We start from the raw sequence: 16,965 nt of genomic DNA, 5'->3' as shown, positions 1-16,965 counted from the left end.
GACGAACTGCGAAAGGTTACCATTTGCCCATGACAGAAAAACCAAACTGACATCACCTTTTCTGCGTCATCTGCTCCTGTACTGCTCAAGGAAATCCCATGCCCATCATTGTCGAGTCGCTAAACGAAGCCACCTATCAGGATCAACAGGACCTGCAGAAGATCTATCGCGACGCCCCGGACTGGCTGTTGGCGCCGTTCCAGGACTATCTGCAACTGATCGAAAGCAACTTGCGCGATGGCACCCTGATCGTCGGGCGCTTCAATGACCGGCTGCTGGGGGCCGCGCGCCTGCAACGACAGCAAGATGTCTGGCATTTATCTCAATTGTGCGTACGAAAAATCACCCGACGTCGCGGTGTGGCCGAGCGCCTGGTGAGCGAAGCACAACGAATGGTTGAACAAACCGGTGCAAAACTGCGTCTACTGGCACCTGCGGGGCATCTGCAAGCGCAAGCGCTGGCGGCCAAGCTGCACCTGCCGCTGGATGTGCTCTAGTCGCGATCCATGACCAGTCGTCAGAATCGGAGCGCTATACTCCCCGGCTAATTTACGAATTTCGACACACTACAAGGACTCGCCCATGAAAGCGTTTGGCAAAATCCTGGGTCTGGTAATTCTCGGGCTGTTGCTGATCATTGTGGCTCTGGGCTTCGCTCTGACCCATTTCTTCGATCCCAACGACTACAAAGACGAGATTCGCCAGATTGCCCGCGATAAGGCCCATATTGAGCTGACGCTCAATGGCGATATCGGCTGGAGCCTGTTCCCCTGGCTGGGCCTGGAACTGCACGAAGCCGGCGTCGCGACTCTGGCCAACCCGACCAAACCTTTCGCCGATCTGCAGATGCTCGGTCTGTCGGTGCGAGTGTTGCCGCTGTTGCGCCGCGAAGTGCAAATGAGCGATGTCCGCGTCGAAGGTCTGAACCTGCGCCTGAGTCGCGACAAGAACGGCCACGGCAATTGGGAAGATATTGGCAAGACCGTGCCGGTCGCCACACCGGCTGACGCTGGCGCAACGACAGCCAGCGAGCCCGCGCAAGCCAAGCCTGCAACGCCCGACAAGTCTGCCCAGCCGGCTCGCCTGGATATCGACAGCCTGACCATGAACAACGCTCGCGTTGAGTACGTTGATGAGCAGAGTGGCAAACAATTCAGTGCCGAAAGTATTCAGCTGAGCACCGGCGCGATCCACGATGGGACGAACATCCCGGTCAAGCTGACCGCATTTCTGGGCAGCAACCAACCTGTGTTGCGGGTCAGGACCGAACTCAATGGTGACCTGCGCTTCGACCGCGCGCTCAAGCGTTATCAGTTTGAAGACATGAAACTGTCCGGCGAAGCTTCTGGCGATCCACTGCAAGGCAAGATCGTGACTTTCGCCGCCCAGGGCCAGTTGCTGCTGGACATGGCGGCGAACATTGCCGAATGGAACGGCCTGAAGCTGTCGGCCAACCAACTGCGTGCACTGGGCGAGCTCAAGGTCAATGATCTGGACAAGACCCCGCAAATCAGCGGCGGACTGTCGATTGCCCAGTTCGACCTGGCAAAATTTGTCGACAGCATCGACCAGAAGCTTCCAGCCATGGCAGAAGGCAGCCTGAGCAAAGTCGAACTGGTCAGCCGTCTAACTGGCACGCCGACCAGTATCGCCCTCGAAGACCTGAGTCTGAAACTCGACGGCAGCACCTTCACCGGGCGCATCGCGGTCGACGATTTCGCCAAACTGTCGCTGCGCGTACAGCTCAAGGGCGATACCTTCGACGCCGATCGCTACCTGCCGCCGAAATCCGCAGAGGCCAATAGCGCCGCGGTGACCCGTCAGGCCGAAGTGAAAAGCAGCGAAGCCGCCGCCATGGCTGGTAACTCACCACTGCCCGCCGCACCGACCAAAGACGCCTGGAGCACTGAAAAACTGCTGCCGGTCGAACGCCTGAGCAAACTGGATATCGACGCTGACCTGAACTTCGGCCTGTTGACTCTCGACAAATTGCCGATCCAGAACGCAGCGCTGAAGGCGTCCGGCCAGGGCGGTCTGCTCAAACTCGAGAACCTGCGCGGCGACCTCTACAACGGCAACTTCGAAGCCGATGGCAACCTTGATGTACGTCAGCCAGTGCCGCTGTTGAGCATGCAGACACGCATCAACAAAATACCGGTCGAACGCCTCCTCGAAAGCCAGGGAAAAACAACACCGGTCAAAGGTCTGGTCACGTTGAACAGCAACCTGACTGGCAGCGGTAACAGCCAGAAGGCGCTGATCGACAGCCTCAACGGCACCACCAGCTTCCTCATCAACAATGGCGTACTGCTCAACGCCAACCTCGAGCAACAGCTCTGCCACGGCATTGCCACGCTCAATCACAAAACCCTCAGCAGTGCACCGCGGGGCAAGGACACACCGTTCCGGGAGTTCCAGGGCAGCCTGACCTTGCATAACGGCGTGGCCAGCAACCCGGACCTGAAAGTGCGCATCCCCGGCCTGACCGTCAACGGTAACGGTGACATCGATCTGCGGGTACTCGGCATGGATTACCGCGTCGGCGTCATCATCGAAGGCGACAAGAGCGACATGCCGGACCCTGCCTGCGAAGTCAATCAACGCTACGCCGGCATCGAGTGGCCACTGCGCTGCCGTGGTCCGCTGGAGCTCGGCGCCAAAGCCTGCCGCCTGGACAACGATCGCCTGGGCCAAGTCGCGAGCAAACTGGCCGGCGACAAGCTCAACGAAAAACTTGAAGAGAAATTCGGCGATAAAGTCAGTCCAGAACTGAAAGACGCCCTCAAGGGGCTATTCAAACGATGAAATCCGAGCAATTTTCAACGGCGGTACTGGACTGGTACGACCGCCACGGCCGCCACGATTTGCCTTGGCAGCAAGGCATCACCCCGTATCGGGTGTGGGTCTCGGAAATCATGTTGCAGCAGACTCAGGTCAGCACCGTGCTGAACTACTTCGACCGTTTCATGGCGTCCTTGCCAACGGTCGAAGCCCTGGCCGCCGCCCCCGAAGACGAAGTGCTGCACCTGTGGACCGGCCTGGGTTACTACACCCGCGCCCGTAATCTGCAGAAGACCGCGAAAATCATCGTTGCCGACTACGCTGGAGAGTTTCCCCGCGACGTCGAAAAGCTCATCGAGCTGCCCGGTATCGGTTTGTCTACTGCTGGCGCCATCGCCAGCCTGAGCATGGGCCTGCGCGCGCCGATCCTCGACGGCAACGTCAAACGGGTGCTGGCGCGCTTTACTGCGCAAGAGGGCTACCCGGGCGAACCCAAGGTCGCCAAACAGCTGTGGGCCAACGCTGAGCGCTTTACACCCCATACCCGGGTCAACAACTACACCCAGGCAATGATGGACCTTGGCGCGACGCTCTGTACCCGCAGCAAGCCCAGTTGCCTGCTTTGCCCGCTGGAAAGCGGCTGCCAAGCGCACATGCTTGGCCTGGAGACTCGCTACCCGGTCCCCAAGCCGCGCAAGAGCGTCCCTCAGAAGCGCACCCTGATGCCGATGCTGGCCAACCGCGAAGGTGCCATTCTGCTTTATCGGCGCCCCTCCACGGGCCTGTGGGGCGGTCTCTGGAGCTTGCCGGAGCTGGATGACCTCGGCGACCTGGAACATCTGGCGCTGCAACACTCGCTGGAACTGGGCAAGCATCACGAACTGCAGAGCCTGATTCACACCTTCAGCCATTTCCAGTTGGCTATCGAACCCTGGCTGGTTCAGGTCCATACGTTCGGCCATCACGTGGCCGAGGCCGACTGGCTCTGGTATAACCTCGCCAACCCGCCGCGCCTGGGCCTTGCCGCCCCGGTGAAAAAGCTGCTGAAACGCGCGGCCGATGTATTGAACGCAGGAGAGTTGTCATGACCCGCACCATCATGTGCCGCAAGTACAAAGAAGAACTGCCCGCCCTCGAACGCGCTCCGTTTCCAGGCGCCAAAGGTGAAGACATTTTCAACCACGTTTCCCAGAAAGCCTGGGCCGACTGGCAGAAGCACCAGACCCTGCTGATCAATGAAAAACGCCTGAACATGATGAACGCCGAAGACCGCAAATATCTGCAGGGCGAAATGGACAAGTTCTTTTCCGGCGAGGATTACGCCAAGGCCGAAGGCTACGTTCCACCCGCTGAATAAACCCGTCGCAGAAGGTTTAGGCCGTAAGCGACGGTAATAATTAAACATTTTTTCAAATCGTGCTTGACGACCCCCTGAAAAACCCGTTTAATGCGCCCCGTTGCCCAGATAGCTCAGTCGGTAGAGCAGGGGATTGAAAATCCCCGTGTCGGCGGTTCGATTCCGTCTCTGGGCACCACATTCAGCTTTCATGTGGTGTCTACAACCACGTGACAGCCCACAAAAAACCCGCCTGGTGCGGGTTTTTTGTTGTCTGTAGTTTTTGAAGAATTACTAATGACCTTCAGGCATCAGCGATTATTTGGCATCTTTCCAGTGGAAAACCAGATCACGAACAGCCCCGCCCTTGATTTCAACGGTGCTTCGTTGTTCTTGACCATTGCGAGTGCCAACGATGACATATTTACCGGGTGATAACTGAACATAAACGATAGGGCCGACCTGACTCAGCGTCAGCATTGAATGTCCCTGCATGTTCTGAATCGCGACATCGACATCAGGGATATATTCATTGCCCGGGCCGGTGGAAAAGGTCATGTGCAGGTTGTATCCCTTGGCCTGCTGAATGGCCCGTGACTCGTCCAGACCAATACCGCCTGACAGATAGGCAATACCGTTTTGCTGTTGTTGCTCAAGTTGCACTGCCGAACTATCGATCGGCTCTGCGCTGGCAGCCAGCAATACCGTTGCAGGCAAACCCGACAGCATGACCGCAGCAGCTCCAGAAAACGCAAGTATGCGCAAGGACTTCATGACGACGACTCCCGGGTTCTTACAGAACCCATGAATGCGATGCCACCACTAAGCGCTATGCCATAAAACGGCGGCATCCCGGTTTAGTCTCCCCCTGTATTGTTGATTCGCCTGATTCTAAAAAGTTTAAATTCGGCTTATTGGGCGTGAGACTTCACAACGCCGGAGTCGATGAACCGGACAATGGCGCCGCTGAAAAAAGACTGCCGATGTTTTCAGCCGATCCTATAGTGAGCAACTTGATCGTTCTTTCGTCTCTCCTGAAAAAGAGCCAGTGCCCATGAATCTGCAGAGTCCAGCCTCGCCTTCAGCGTCGCAGTCGCCAGTTGCCAAGGCACCGGGACCGTCGGTCACAACCGGGCCCTGCGACTCCTTCAAGGAGCCCGCCGCCGATGGCTTCGTGCTTGGCGGATTCACCTGGCGCCATCTTCACGCAAACGCCGAGCGCCCGGTGGTGATTATCAACGCGGCCACCTCGGTGCGCTGCCGGCATTACTTTCGCTTCGCCGATTACCTGTTTGGCCACGGCTTCGATGTCATCGTCTACGACTATCGCGGGATCGGCGAGTCACGACCGGCATCGTTACGTGGCTTCAACGCGTCATGGTCGGATTGGGGCGCGCTCGATTTCGAAGCCATATTGCAACGCGCACGCAGGGAGTTCCCCGGCCAACCCATTGATGTGGTCGGCCATAGTTTCGGCGGCTGCGCAGCCGGGCTGGGCGCTTCGGGACACCTGATCCGGCGCCTGGTGACCGTAGGCGCGCAATTCGCCTACTGGCGCGACTATGCCCCCGCCAGCCGTTGGCAGATGTTCTGCAAGTGGCATCTGCTGATGCCGCTGGTGACGATGTTCTGCGGCTACTTTCCCGGCAAGCGCCTGGGCTGGCTGGAAGATACCCCCGCCGGCGTAGTCCGGGACTGGAGCACCCCGACCGCACAGTACGAGAGGCGCCCCAGCGGGCGCATGTTCGACGAACTGCCATTCTCTACGGTGACAGCCCAGACACTCGCCATCAGCCTCAGCGACGATCCCTATGGCACTGTCGCAGCCATCGAGCGACTGCTTGGCTACTTCACTGCCAGCACGAAAACGCACTTGCGAATCGCCCCAGAAGACATCGGCGAAGTGGAAGTCGGACATTTCGCCTTTTTTCGCAGCCCTTACCAAGCCACACTATGGCCCATTGCATTGTCCTGGTTGCAGAACGGCGAGCTTGCCCCCGGTACACACGGGCGGCTAATGCCACGCCACGCACCCGCTTGACCTGCCCTTTTCAACGAATTACGGAACGAAGCCCATGGCATCCGCGAACAAACAACACAAGCGCGCCTCCCGCGCCAAAGCCAAGGCCAAACAGAACCGGACTCAACGCGCGGGCACCTCAGTCGAAGCGCTGGATCCGAATGACGATCGCATCGACTTTGAATCGGTTGACTTGACCGAACTGTTCAAAAAAATGCGCGCCGCCGAAACCACCAGCCAGCAAGCGATGTGCGCGGTTTTCCTGGGGGATCCGCTGCTTGAGCTGGTGTTTGAGCAAGAAGGTGAAGAAGGCGCGACCGACTTCATCCTCGCCGCACTCATCGAGTATCGCCAGTGGTCCACCGAGGCGGACGAAACAACGGCGCTTGCCTGGATCGAGAGCCCGCAATTCCAGGCCGATTACGTTGCTGCATCAGACGCATTGCTGAAGCCGTAACGCTAACGCTTTCAAATCGACAAAAAACGGCCGCCGTCTGCACTGACGGCGGCCGTTTTCGTTATGAAGGTGTCACGATGCGCTCCATTCTTCACCAGCCACTACGTATATCCCAATGACATATCCCATCCGCATTCTATGATTGGGCTTGCTGTCGCTATTCAGAGCTGAGGAGTATCGAATGGAACAGACCACCCTTTTCATGAGCAACCGAAGCCAGGCAGTTCGACTGCCAAAAGCAGTGGCTATGCCTCAAGACGTGAAGCGGGTCGATGTCGTGGCGATCGGCCGAACCCGCATCATTACCCCTGCTGGCGAAGCCTGGGATAGCTGGTTCGACGGAGAAAGTGTGAGCCCCGACTTTATGGCCGGTCGTGAACAACCAGCCGATCAGGAGCGCGAGTCGTTCTAATGATCAAGTTCATGCTCGATACCAACATCTGCATCTTCACCATCAAGAACAAACCACAAATCGTGCGCGAGGCTTTCAATCGTCACCATGGTCAACTGTGCATCAGCGCTGTCACGCTAATGGAGCTGATCTACGGCGCCGAAAAGTCAGCAGCACCGGAAAAGAATCTGGCAGTAATCGAAGGTTTCTCCGCCCGGCTTGACGTACTGCCCTATGACTATGAAGCAGCTGCGCATACCGGCATGATCAGGTCCGAACTTGCTGAAGCGGGAACACCGATAGGTCCGTATGACCACATGATCGCTGGCCATGCCCGCTCAAAGGGCCTGATTGTAGTGACGAACAACCTTCGAGAGTTTGAACATGTTCGCGGCTTGCGCGTTGAAGACTGGGTAAACTCCTACTGAAACCAGGCTGCCAGGGTAAGCGGCGTGACGCTAACCCTTCATCGTAACTTGCGGGCCATCGTTTTTCCTGGGCGCTCAAACTGTGACGCAGTGCGTCACGAATTGAACTGACATGCGTTGCCGCAACTCAGAAGCCAGCCATCAAAAAATACGGTTTATCGGGTTTTACTCCTGCGTTTTAATAGCCACAGCCCCCTCCTTCCCCTCCTTAAAACGACCGAAACCAATGGCATCCCTGAACAAACAACAGAAACGCGCCAAACGCGCGAAGGCCAAAGCCAAGCAACTGCGCATGGGAACCAGAAAACCCATAGCAATGTACGACGATCCGACCAGCATGGACGATGAGCAAATTCCGGAAGACATCCTGAATATGTTCATCCTCATGCAGGACGCGGAAGAGACCACCAGTCGCGTAGAGATGCTGATAAGAATGCTCATCTCGCTCAGCAAGATTATCGACGAGCAGCCGGAGCTGCTGGATATGGAAAATGCCGAGAACGAGGCAATGGCCGCTACTCACCTGGCCGCGGACATGCTGATTGATTACCGCATGTGGGCCGACGGTATTGATCGCGAGCAAGCCCAGCGCTGGCTTGAAGACCCTGAAGTCATAACAGATTTCGGGACTGCGCTGGACAGCTACAAAAAAGCACTCGATGTGCTTCTGGAAACGAACGAGTAAACCCATTCGTTAAAGCACCCGGAAACAAAAACGGCCGCTGTCATCCCTGACAGCGGCCGTTTTTGTTACGCGACTGAATCAACCATCAATTCAACACCGTCGCCCCACGCTTCTCGAGCTTGCGACGACGCGCCACCAGCAGACCCGCTGCGACCACCAGAACGCTCAGCAGACCCGTGGCGAGAATTTCCACGCGATGCTCTTCCTGGAACAGCATGATGGTCAGCACGCCGACGATAAACACGATCACCGCGTAGGTCAGCCCCGGGAATAGCCACATCTTGAAGGCAATCTTCTCACCGGCGGCCATGCGCTTCTGGCGCATACGCAGCTGGGATATGGCGATAACCAGGTACACCAGCAAAGCGATGGCACCGGAGCTGGCGAGCAGGAATTCGAACACTGCAGCCGGGGCCACATAGTTGGCGAATACCGCGAGGAACGCTGCTGCGGTGGACAGCATGACCGCCCAGTAAGGCGTGCCGCTGTTGTTGGTGCGCTTGGAGACTGCCGGCGCATCGCCGCGCTTGCCCAGAGAGAAGAGCATGCGCGAAGCGGTGTACAGCGCCGAGTTCAGGCAGCTGGTTACAGCAACCAATACCACCAGATCAACGATCAGCTTGGCGTTAGGAATACCCATGCGGTCGAGCACGGTCTGGTAGGAACCGACCTGCGCCAGGCTTGCGTCATTCCATGGCACCAGCGCCACGACGATGAAGATCGACACCAGGTAGAACAAGCCAATCCGCCAGATCACCGAGTTGGTGGCCTTGGAGATTTGCTGACCCGGGTTTTTCGATTCGGCGGCGGCGATGGTGACGATTTCGGTGCCCATGAACGAGAACATCGTGGTCAGAATCGCGGCCAGAACCGCACCCATGCCGTTAGGCAGGAAGCCTTGGGTATCGAACAGGTGCGAGACGCCGCTGACCTGGCTGCCTGGCAGCAGGCCGAAAATCGCCAGCACGCCAAGGATGATAAAGCCGATGATCGCTACGACCTTGACCAGTGCGAACCAGAATTCGAACTCGCCATAATTCTTCACGCTGCACAGGTTGGTCGCTGTCAGCAGCAGCGTAATGACCAGGGTGAAAGCCCAGATCGCCATGCCGGGAAACCAGGCGTGCAGAATAGTTGCCGCAGCGTTGGCTTCCAGCGGGATCACCAACACCCAGAACCACCAGTACAGCCAGCCGATAGTGAAGCCGGCCCAGTGACCGATCGCCCGATCGGCATACGTCGAGAACGAGCCGGTGTCCGGCGAAGCAATGGCCATTTCGGCCAGCATGCGCATTACCAATACCACCAGAGTACCGGCGGCTGCATAAGCCAGCAGTACCGCAGGACCGGCGGCCGCGATGGCGTGTCCGGAGCCGACAAACAGGCCGGCGCCGATGACTCCGGCGATCGACAGCATGGTCACATGCCGCGGTTTAAGCCCCTGTTCGAGGCCATTAGAGCTTTGGGTATTGCTCATTGAAACTACCTTTGCGATGAAGAGCGATTCAGTCCACTCCGTCTGCAGACTTTCTCGTAAAAAGAATCCAACGGAGCGTTCCTTATTTTTTACGCAAGTTCTGCGCCAAAATGTTTCATTGCGCCAGTTTCCGGGGGCTGTAGAGCAATCGGACAATCATCACAACCCATTGAGATTAATGGCATTTAGCCAGAGCGTTACCTGTCCACCCACTTAGAGAATGAATGGGCGCACCAAAAACACACTCTCAAAGCACGCCACGCACAATTAAGGGGCGGTTGTGGGGCCGTTTGGTTGCATAGCGCTTCCAACACCCGGCCAAAGCTGGCACCATCGCGCCCTTTTTTACGCGACACCCGCCGGGATGAAGGTTCAAACGAGTGTTCGGTTGTTGATGGCGCGACAGTCTGCTGCACCGATGCGACAACCCCCCACACGCCCCCCGTTTGCGCCCCGTAGCGCTGTTGGCTGTCATTCAAACGCTATGCTAGCTTGGCCGCCTCGCCAGGACGGCCGCCTACAGCAGGAGCGCAATAGAACACATGAGGACCGCACATGGCTGAGGCCACGCCCGCGCTTGAAATCCGCAACTTGCATAAACGCTACGGTACGCTTGAGGTACTCAAAGGTATCTCGCTGACCGCACGCGACGGCGATGTGATCTCGATCCTGGGTTCCTCCGGTTCCGGCAAGTCCACTTTCCTTCGTTGCATCAACCTGCTGGAAAACCCGCACCAGGGCCAGATTCTGGTGGCTGGCGAAGAGCTCAAGCTCAAAGCTGCGAAAAACGGCGAGCTGATCGCTGCCGATGGCCGGCAGATCAACCGCATGCGCAGCGAAATCGGTTTCGTGTTCCAGAACTTCAACCTCTGGCCACACATGAGCGTGCTCGACAACATCATCGAAGCGCCGCGCCGCGTACTCGGGCAGAGCAAGGCCGAAGCCACCGAAATCGCTGAAGCCCTGTTGGCCAAGGTCGGCATCGCCGACAAACGCCACGCCTACCCCGCGCAACTCTCCGGCGGTCAGCAACAACGCGCGGCCATCGCCCGCACCCTGGCGATGCAACCCAAAGTCATTCTGTTCGATGAGCCGACTTCGGCCCTTGACCCGGAAATGGTCCAGGAAGTACTTAATGTGATCCGCGCGCTGGCCGAAGAAGGCCGCACCATGCTTCTGGTCACGCATGAAATGGGCTTCGCCCGACAGGTTTCCAGTGAAGTGGTATTCCTTCACCAAGGTCTGATCGAGGAGCAAGGATCGCCACAGCAGGTGTTCGAAAACCCGCTTTCGGCGCGCTGCAAACAATTCATGTCCAGCAACCGCTAACGGAGCAACACCCAATGCAGAGCTATAAAAAATTCCTCCTGGCCGCTGCCGTTACCCTGGCGTTCAGCGCCACCGCCGCTGCTGAAACCTTGAAGATGGGCATCGAAGCGGCCTACCCGCCGTTCAACAATAAAGATGCCAGCGGCCAGGTCGTCGGTTTCGACGTCGAAATCGGCAACGCCCTGTGCGCCAAGATGAAAGCCGAGTGCACCATCGTCACCTCCGATTGGGACGGCATCATCCCGGCCTTGAACGCAAAGAAGTTCGACTTCCTGATCTCTTCGATGTCGATCACTGAAGAACGCAAGCAAGCCGTCGACTTCAGCGATCCGTACTACTCGAACAAGCTGCAATTCATCGCGGCCAAAGACAAAACCGACTTCAAGACCGACAAAGACTCTCTGAAAGGCAAAGTCATCGGTGCCCAACGCGCGACCCTGGCCGGTACCTGGCTGGAAGACCACCTGGGTGACGCGGTCGAGATCAAACTCTACGACACCCAGGAAAACGCCTACCTGGACCTGACTTCCGGCCGCGTCGACGCGATCCTGGCAGACAAGTACGTCAACTATGAGTGGCTCAAAAGCGATGCCGGCAAGCCTTATGAGTTCAAGGGCGACCCGGTTGAAGAAAGCGACAAGATCGGTATCGCTGTACGCAAAGGCGACCCGATTCGCGAGAAGCTGAACGCTGCGCTGAAAGAAATCGTGGCTGACGGTACCTACAAGAAGATCAACGACAAGTACTTCCCGTTCAGCATCTATTGATACTGACGCGCCCGACCGGCACCGCCTCAGGCGGTTGCCGGTCCTTAGCAAAGCCTGCTGCGATTTGAATAAAAATCCATGAATATCGATCTCTACGGATTCGGCCCGGCGCTCGCCGCCGGCGCGCTGATGACCGTCAAACTGGCTCTCTCGGCATTGTGCCTGGGGCTGGTTCTCGGTCTGCTCGGCGCCTTGGCCAAGACTTCCCCGTACAAGCCGTTGCAATGGCTTGGCGGTACTTACTCGACGCTGGTTCGAGGCATCCCGGAACTGCTTTGGGTGCTGCTGATTTACTTCGGCACGGTCAACCTGATGCGGGCGCTGGGTGAGTTTTTCGGCAACCCCGATCTGGAACTCAATGCCTTCGCTGCCGGCGTGATCGCCCTTGGCTTGTGCTTTGGCGCCTATGCCACCGAAGTCTTTCGCGGTGCGATTCTGGCGATCCCCAAGGGCCATCGTGAAGCCGGCGTGGCCCTTGGCCTGTCGAAGTTTCGGATTTTCACCCGGCTGATCATGCCGCAAATGTGGCGCATTGCCCTGCCAGGGCTGGGCAACCTGTTCATGATCCTGATGAAGGACACCGCGCTGGTGTCGGTCATCGGCCTGGAAGAAATCATGCGCCACGCGCAAATCGGCGTAACCGTGTCCAAGCAGCCGTTCACCTTCTATATGGTTGCCGCCTTCATGTACCTGGGCCTGACGATTCTTGCCATGACCGGCATGCACTTTTTGGAAAAACGCGCCGCTCGCGGCTTCGCCAGGAGCACGCAATGAACTGGGAAGTGATCATCAAATGGCTGCCGAAACTGGCGCAGGGCGCGACCCTGACCCTGGAACTGGTCGCTATCGCCGTCATCCTCGGGTTGCTGCTGGCTATTCCGCTGGGTATCGCCCGCTCGTCGCGGAGCAGGTACGTACGCACCCTGCCTTACGCCTACATTTTCTTCTTCCGTGGTACGCCGCTGCTGGTGCAGTTGTTCCTGGTCTACTACGGCCTGGCGCAGTTCGACGCGGTGCGTGAAAGCGCCATGTGGCCTTACCTGCGCAATCCGTTCTGGTGCGCCACCGCCACCATGACCCTGCACACGGCGGCCTACATCGCCGAGATCCTGCGCGGCGCGATCCAGGCCATTCCACCCGGCGAAATCGAAGCGGCGCGTGCTCTGGGCATGTCGCGCCCCAAGGCGCTGCTCTACATCATGCTGCCGCGTGCAGCGCGGATCGGTTTACCGGCCTACAGCAACGAAGTGATCCTGATGCTCAAGGCCAGCGCGCTGGCCAGCACCGTGACCTTGCTGGAACTGACCGGCATGGCCCGAACCATCATTGCGCGGACTTATCTGCCAGTGGAGATTTTCTTCGCTGCAGGGATGTTCTACCTGCTGATGGCCTATGTACTGGTGCGCGGCTTCAAGCTGCTGGAGCGCTGGTTGCGCGTCGATGCCTCTCAGGGACGCTGATCTGCCGCCGGTGCTTACGGGCGAGCAACTGCTCGCCCGTTTCAAGGCACTGGACGCGTTTCTGATCGAGCATCAGGCGCTGTGGCGACCGCGTCCTTTTACCCATCGGCAGCTGCCATGGGAAGCGCAGCATCCCGAGCTGGCCAACTGGCTACGGCAACGTTCGCTGGACGACGCCGAAGCCAGCCACAACCAGCCACAACACCTCGATGCCCCCGCTCCGTTTTCAGCGTTAGCCGCCACGTCCGCCGCACTCAGCGCTGTCGGCGAACTGCCCAGCCATCCGCTCGATCCTGCCGCCCGACGCTTGAACGTCGATGTTCCCGGACGCAAGTGGCAGCAGATCGAGGCCTTTGCCCAGTGCCTGCAATTTGCCGAGGAGCCCAGACACTGGCTCGACTGGTGCTCGGGTAAAGGCCATTTGGGGCGCCGCCTGCTGCACGCCGGACAACAGCTGACCTGCCTGGAATACGACCCGGCGTTGATCGATGCCGGTGAACAGCTCAGCCAGCGACATCAGCTACCGGTTACCCATGTCCAGCAAGACGTCCTGGCAACGGACGCTGCTGCTCGCCTGACCGCCGAACACACCCCGGTCGCGCTGCATGCCTGCGGCGACCTGCACGTGCGTCTGATGCAACTGGCCAGCGGAGCGGGCTGCAAGCAACTGGCAATCGCGCCTTGCTGCTACAACCGCATCCAGAGCAGCGAGTACCAGGCACTTTCAGGCGCGGCCAAGGCATCTGGCCTACAGCTATCGCTCGATGATCTGGCGCTGCCCCTCAGCGAAACCGTCACTGCTGGCGCTCGCGTACGGCGCCAGCGTGATACCTCAATGGCCCGACGGCTGGCCTTCGACCTGCTGCAACGGCAACTGCGCGGGTGCGACGAGTATCTGCCAACACCCTCACTGCCCAGCGCCTGGCTGGACAAGCCGTTCGCCGACTACTGCCGTGATCTCGCCGCACTCAAAGATTTATCCACCGTCGAGCAGGATTGGCCGGCACTGGAAACTGCTGGCTGGCAACGCCTGGCACAGGTGCGCAACCTGGAGTTGCTGCGCGGCCTGTTTCGTCGGCCACTGGAACTCTGGCTGGTGCTTGATCGGGCACTTTTTCTGCAAGAGCAAAACTACCGCGTGCGCCTCGGAGTGTTCTGCGAAACCCCACTGACACCCCGCAACCTGATGCTGCTGGCCGAACGCAAATAGCCCCCTTTTTACTCCCCAGCCTGTGGATAACTCTGTTGATGAAACTTTCGCGGATCCAATTCCAGAGCCATTTCAGAGCTTAAACAACAACTGTTCAATTTTCGTTCAGCCAATAAAAAACCGAAAAAACAGCCAGTTGCGCACAAATGAGAACCAGATCACAAAATGGCGCATTGTCCAGACTTGCAACCACTCAGTTGTGCATAAACGTTCAAGCCAAAGGGCATAAACGCGCTCGAAAAGCTGAGCTATCGTCTTCAAACGCCAGAATGGTCTGGCGAGAGGACAGCAAGGAGCTCGCACACCATGAGCACAGTGAACAGTGCGCAGGAAGCTGTAGATACCGTCGCCGATCAGGCCATTCTCGCCGCCATGCAGAAAACCTTCGCCGTCGGTGGCGCCATCATCGATAACGCCACCGGCGAGGTCATCGCCGCACTACACAACAACGTACTGATGCCTTTCCCGGGCAGCGGCACCACCTACTTCCTGCCTCACGACCCGACCGCCCACGGCGAGCGGCAGCTGGTTGACTGGTACTACGAAAACGTCGCGGCGCTGAACCTTCCCACGCCCGGCCAACTGACCATCGTCACCACCCTGGACCCTTGCGCCATGTGTGCCGGCGCCCTGCTCACTGCCGGTTTCAACGTCGCCGTCAGCGCGATCGATACCTATGCCGGGGTCAACTACAACAGCGAGTTCAACTTCCCGTCCCTGCCGCCGCAGATTCGTCAGCAGGCGCAAGACACCTGGGGCTATTACGCCGTCGGCGATCCGGTCAATCGTGCCTATCAAGGATCAAAAAGCCCGGTGTTCGCCGGCCAGACCATCAATTCGCGAGCCTATTACCTCACCGGCTCGATCTTCGACGCCAGCGTCAACACAGTGCGCGAAGCGAGCAACAACAGTGGCGTGGAACCTTCAAAGCTGAAGAACCCCGCGACACTCCCGGCCAACAGCCCGGTGCGCAAGGCGCTGTCCAGGCTGAGCCCGTACGCCTTGACCGTTCAATCGGCCAACCCGCGAGACCCCGGTGCCGAACTGGCGCCGCCACTGCTCAAGACCGCACAGCAAGCCGACGTCTTCAACTCCGTGGCCCTGCTCGACCCCTTCGGCAACTTGCTGGTGTGCCTGGGCGGGGTAGAGAACGAGTCACCGATTAGAACCGCGTTCATGGAAACCACCCGCGGCTACGCCGTCATGCGCTGGACCTTGATGAATGACCCGGACCCACTGGTACGCGAACAAGCCGAGCAATACCTGACGCACCCAAAATACGGCACCTTCGTGTTCCTCTACGCTCCCGACCCCACCACCGCGCAAGCGGTGATGACCCTCGGTGCCTACGGTTCGACCATGGAAGGCCCGGTTCCCCAGAGTTACCCGTCGAACCTGCAATACGTACTGCTGCCGGGTAATGTCACGCCTCAGGCGCTGTCGATACTGGCCCAGGACCTTCCACCGTTCTACACCCAAAGCGTGCAAGTGGCTCCGGCCCAGGTCCTGAGCCAGGACTTGATCAATGCGGTCAAGAACGGCGTGTAGCACGCTGAAGTAACCTGCAAAGGCCAGGCCCGTTGTGCGATCAACGGGCCTGCGGCCCCGCACCCGTATTTGGCCGCTTCGCCACCACACGTTCCGCCTCAAGATAGCTAAACTCTGACATCGGGCCTGCAACACAGGCACTGAAGCGATTGGCGCGCGCGCCACCATCCCAACGCAGTTCGGACTATCAGGAAGAGACAGTGACGTTCATTTCTTACGCACAAAATTTCGAAGATATACGGTTGTGGCGCGCGCTGAAGTACATCGAAAACGGTTTCTACATCGACGTCGGGGCCAATGATCCCACCCTGGACTCGGTCACCCGGGCGTTCTACGACCACGGCTGGAACGGCATCAACATCGAGCCGCTCCAGGGCTACTATGACGCCCTTTGCCAGCAACGGCCCTTGGACACAAACCTTCAATGCGTGGCCGGAGAAACCGTACAAGACCTCACCTTCTACGGGATCGCCGGCACCGGGCTTTCGACCCTGGATGCAAACATCGCCAGGCAACACAAAGACGCCGGCATGGACGTGCGCAGCCAAACCGTCCAGTCGCGGACCTTGGCCTCGATCTGCGAAGAACACGTGAACGGCCCGATCCACTTCCTGAAAATCGACGTCGAAGGCCATGAAGAAACCGTCCTGCGCGGCATGGACTTCAACAAATGGCGGCCCTGGATCATCCTCATCGAAACCCCGTGGAACCGCGACCAGACCTGGGAAAAAATCGTCACCGACGCCCGCTACCACCCCGTGCAGTTCGACGGCATCAACACCTTCTACCTGGCCGAAGAACACCTGGACCTCAAACCGGCATTCGACATCCCGCCATGCAACCTGGACGACTTCCAGTTTTGCTACGGGCATAAATTCAGCCACCCCGTATCCGGCACCGAAAAAGACCTGATCGCCGAACGGCGCCGGGCCGAAAAAGCCGAGGCAGAACTGCACGCCATGAGAAACAGCCGGTCATGGCGAGCCATTCAAAAACTCAAGAATGTGCTGGTTCGCAGCCGAGCGTGAGCCGCTCCACAAAATCAGCCGCAAAATCCTCCGGCGAGCAATCCGTTG

The 16,965-nt window shown here is 58.5% G+C and carries 18 protein-coding genes and 1 tRNA gene; 17 read left to right on the top strand and 2 right to left on the bottom strand.

Translation table 11 applies throughout. The features are described 5' to 3' along the window. Positions 1-98: 98 nt before the first annotated feature. The 5 genes from AC07VR_RS08685 (at position 99) to AC07VR_RS08665 (ending at position 4,316) form a co-directional block, all read left to right on the top strand. Entirely contained in the window at positions 99-497 is a 399-nt protein-coding gene (locus AC07VR_RS08685; protein ID WP_495011027.1) for an acetyl-CoA sensor PanZ family protein, read from the top strand. Positions 498-582: 85 nt separating this feature from the next. Next, positions 583-2,805, top strand: a complete 2,223-nt coding sequence (locus AC07VR_RS08680; protein ID WP_495011026.1) for an AsmA family protein — start codon at positions 583-585, stop codon at positions 2,803-2,805. Continuing rightward, positions 2,802-3,869: an A/G-specific adenine glycosylase gene (gene mutY / locus AC07VR_RS08675; RefSeq protein WP_494994361.1), complete on the top strand. Its 1,068-nt coding sequence runs from the start codon at positions 2,802-2,804 to the stop codon at positions 3,867-3,869. Before AC07VR_RS08680 ends, mutY begins: the two co-directional genes overlap by 4 nt. Then, entirely contained in the window at positions 3,866-4,138 is a 273-nt protein-coding gene (locus tag AC07VR_RS08670) for an oxidative damage protection protein (protein WP_494994362.1), read from the top strand. Before mutY ends, AC07VR_RS08670 begins: the two co-directional genes overlap by 4 nt. A 102-nt stretch (positions 4,139-4,240) precedes the next feature. Continuing rightward, positions 4,241-4,316: transfer RNA gene (locus tag AC07VR_RS08665), tRNA-Phe, on the top strand. A gap of 119 nt (positions 4,317-4,435) precedes the next feature. On the opposite strand, the gene AC07VR_RS08660 is transcribed toward AC07VR_RS08665, so the two are convergent. After that, complete coding sequence (locus tag AC07VR_RS08660) at positions 4,436-4,891, bottom strand: carboxypeptidase regulatory-like domain-containing protein (RefSeq protein WP_495011025.1); 456 nt, start codon at positions 4,889-4,891, stop codon at positions 4,436-4,438. A gap of 280 nt (positions 4,892-5,171) precedes the next feature. Between AC07VR_RS08660 and AC07VR_RS08655 the strand changes: the two genes are divergently transcribed. The 5 genes from AC07VR_RS08655 to AC07VR_RS08635 all read left to right on the top strand — a co-directional run bounded on the left by AC07VR_RS08655 (position 5,172) and on the right by AC07VR_RS08635 (position 8,098). Then, complete coding sequence (locus AC07VR_RS08655; RefSeq protein WP_495011024.1) at positions 5,172-6,158, top strand: alpha/beta hydrolase family protein; 987 nt, start codon at positions 5,172-5,174, stop codon at positions 6,156-6,158. A gap of 34 nt (positions 6,159-6,192) precedes the next feature. Next, the gene (locus tag AC07VR_RS08650; protein ID WP_495011023.1) at positions 6,193-6,594 is read left to right on the top strand and encodes a hypothetical protein; all 402 of its coding nucleotides are present in this window, start codon (positions 6,193-6,195) and stop codon (positions 6,592-6,594) included. 181 nt (positions 6,595-6,775) lie between these two features. After that, positions 6,776-7,006 carry a type II toxin-antitoxin system VapB family antitoxin gene (vapB, locus tag AC07VR_RS08645; RefSeq protein ID WP_495011022.1) on the top strand — a complete coding sequence of 77 codons (231 nt, stop codon included), beginning with the start codon at positions 6,776-6,778 and terminating at the stop codon, positions 7,004-7,006. Then, positions 7,006-7,413, top strand: coding sequence for a type II toxin-antitoxin system tRNA(fMet)-specific endonuclease VapC (gene vapC, locus AC07VR_RS08640; RefSeq protein ID WP_495011021.1), 408 nt, complete (start codon positions 7,006-7,008; stop codon positions 7,411-7,413). Before vapB ends, vapC begins: the two co-directional genes overlap by 1 nt. Positions 7,414-7,639: 226 nt before the next feature. Beyond that, positions 7,640-8,098, top strand: coding sequence for a hypothetical protein (locus AC07VR_RS08635; protein ID WP_495011020.1), 459 nt, complete (start codon positions 7,640-7,642; stop codon positions 8,096-8,098). Positions 8,099-8,183: 85 nt separating this feature from the next. On the opposite strand, the gene gabP is transcribed toward AC07VR_RS08635, so the two are convergent. Beyond that, positions 8,184-9,575 (bottom strand): GABA permease, encoded by a 1,392-nt coding sequence (gene gabP, locus AC07VR_RS08630; protein WP_495011019.1) that lies wholly within the window; start codon positions 9,573-9,575, stop codon positions 8,184-8,186. Positions 9,576-10,130: 555 nt separating this feature from the next. Here gabP and AC07VR_RS08625 point away from each other — a divergent pair. From AC07VR_RS08625 to AC07VR_RS08595, 7 genes are all read left to right on the top strand, one after another. Continuing rightward, positions 10,131-10,904 (top strand): ABC transporter ATP-binding protein, encoded by a 774-nt coding sequence (locus tag AC07VR_RS08625; RefSeq protein WP_494994370.1) that lies wholly within the window; start codon positions 10,131-10,133, stop codon positions 10,902-10,904. Positions 10,905-10,918: 14 nt separating this feature from the next. After that, positions 10,919-11,671 carry an ABC transporter substrate-binding protein gene (locus AC07VR_RS08620; protein ID WP_494994371.1) on the top strand — a complete coding sequence of 251 codons (753 nt, stop codon included), beginning with the start codon at positions 10,919-10,921 and terminating at the stop codon, positions 11,669-11,671. Between the two features lie 78 nt (positions 11,672-11,749). Continuing rightward, positions 11,750-12,445: an ABC transporter permease gene (locus AC07VR_RS08615; protein ID WP_494994372.1), complete on the top strand. Its 696-nt coding sequence runs from the start codon at positions 11,750-11,752 to the stop codon at positions 12,443-12,445. Next, positions 12,442-13,131 carry an ABC transporter permease gene (locus AC07VR_RS08610; protein ID WP_495011018.1) on the top strand — a complete coding sequence of 230 codons (690 nt, stop codon included), beginning with the start codon at positions 12,442-12,444 and terminating at the stop codon, positions 13,129-13,131. Before AC07VR_RS08615 ends, AC07VR_RS08610 begins: the two co-directional genes overlap by 4 nt. Beyond that, positions 13,112-14,341 (top strand): methyltransferase, encoded by a 1,230-nt coding sequence (locus AC07VR_RS08605; protein ID WP_495011017.1) that lies wholly within the window; start codon positions 13,112-13,114, stop codon positions 14,339-14,341. The genes AC07VR_RS08610 and AC07VR_RS08605 overlap by 20 nt, the downstream gene beginning before the upstream one ends. A 306-nt stretch (positions 14,342-14,647) precedes the next feature. Continuing rightward, positions 14,648-15,889, top strand: a complete 1,242-nt coding sequence (locus AC07VR_RS08600) for a nucleoside deaminase (protein ID WP_495011016.1) — start codon at positions 14,648-14,650, stop codon at positions 15,887-15,889. A 200-nt stretch (positions 15,890-16,089) separates the two neighbouring features. After that, positions 16,090-16,917, top strand: a complete 828-nt coding sequence (locus AC07VR_RS08595) for an FkbM family methyltransferase (RefSeq protein ID WP_495011015.1) — start codon at positions 16,090-16,092, stop codon at positions 16,915-16,917. Positions 16,918-16,965: the final 48 nt, after the last annotated feature.

The sequence above is a fragment of the Pseudomonas sp. GW821-FHT02H09 genome, from assembly GCF_059421425.1.
Note: the sequence above shows the minus strand (reverse complement) of the source record. Positions and strands in the feature narration are given on the sequence as shown.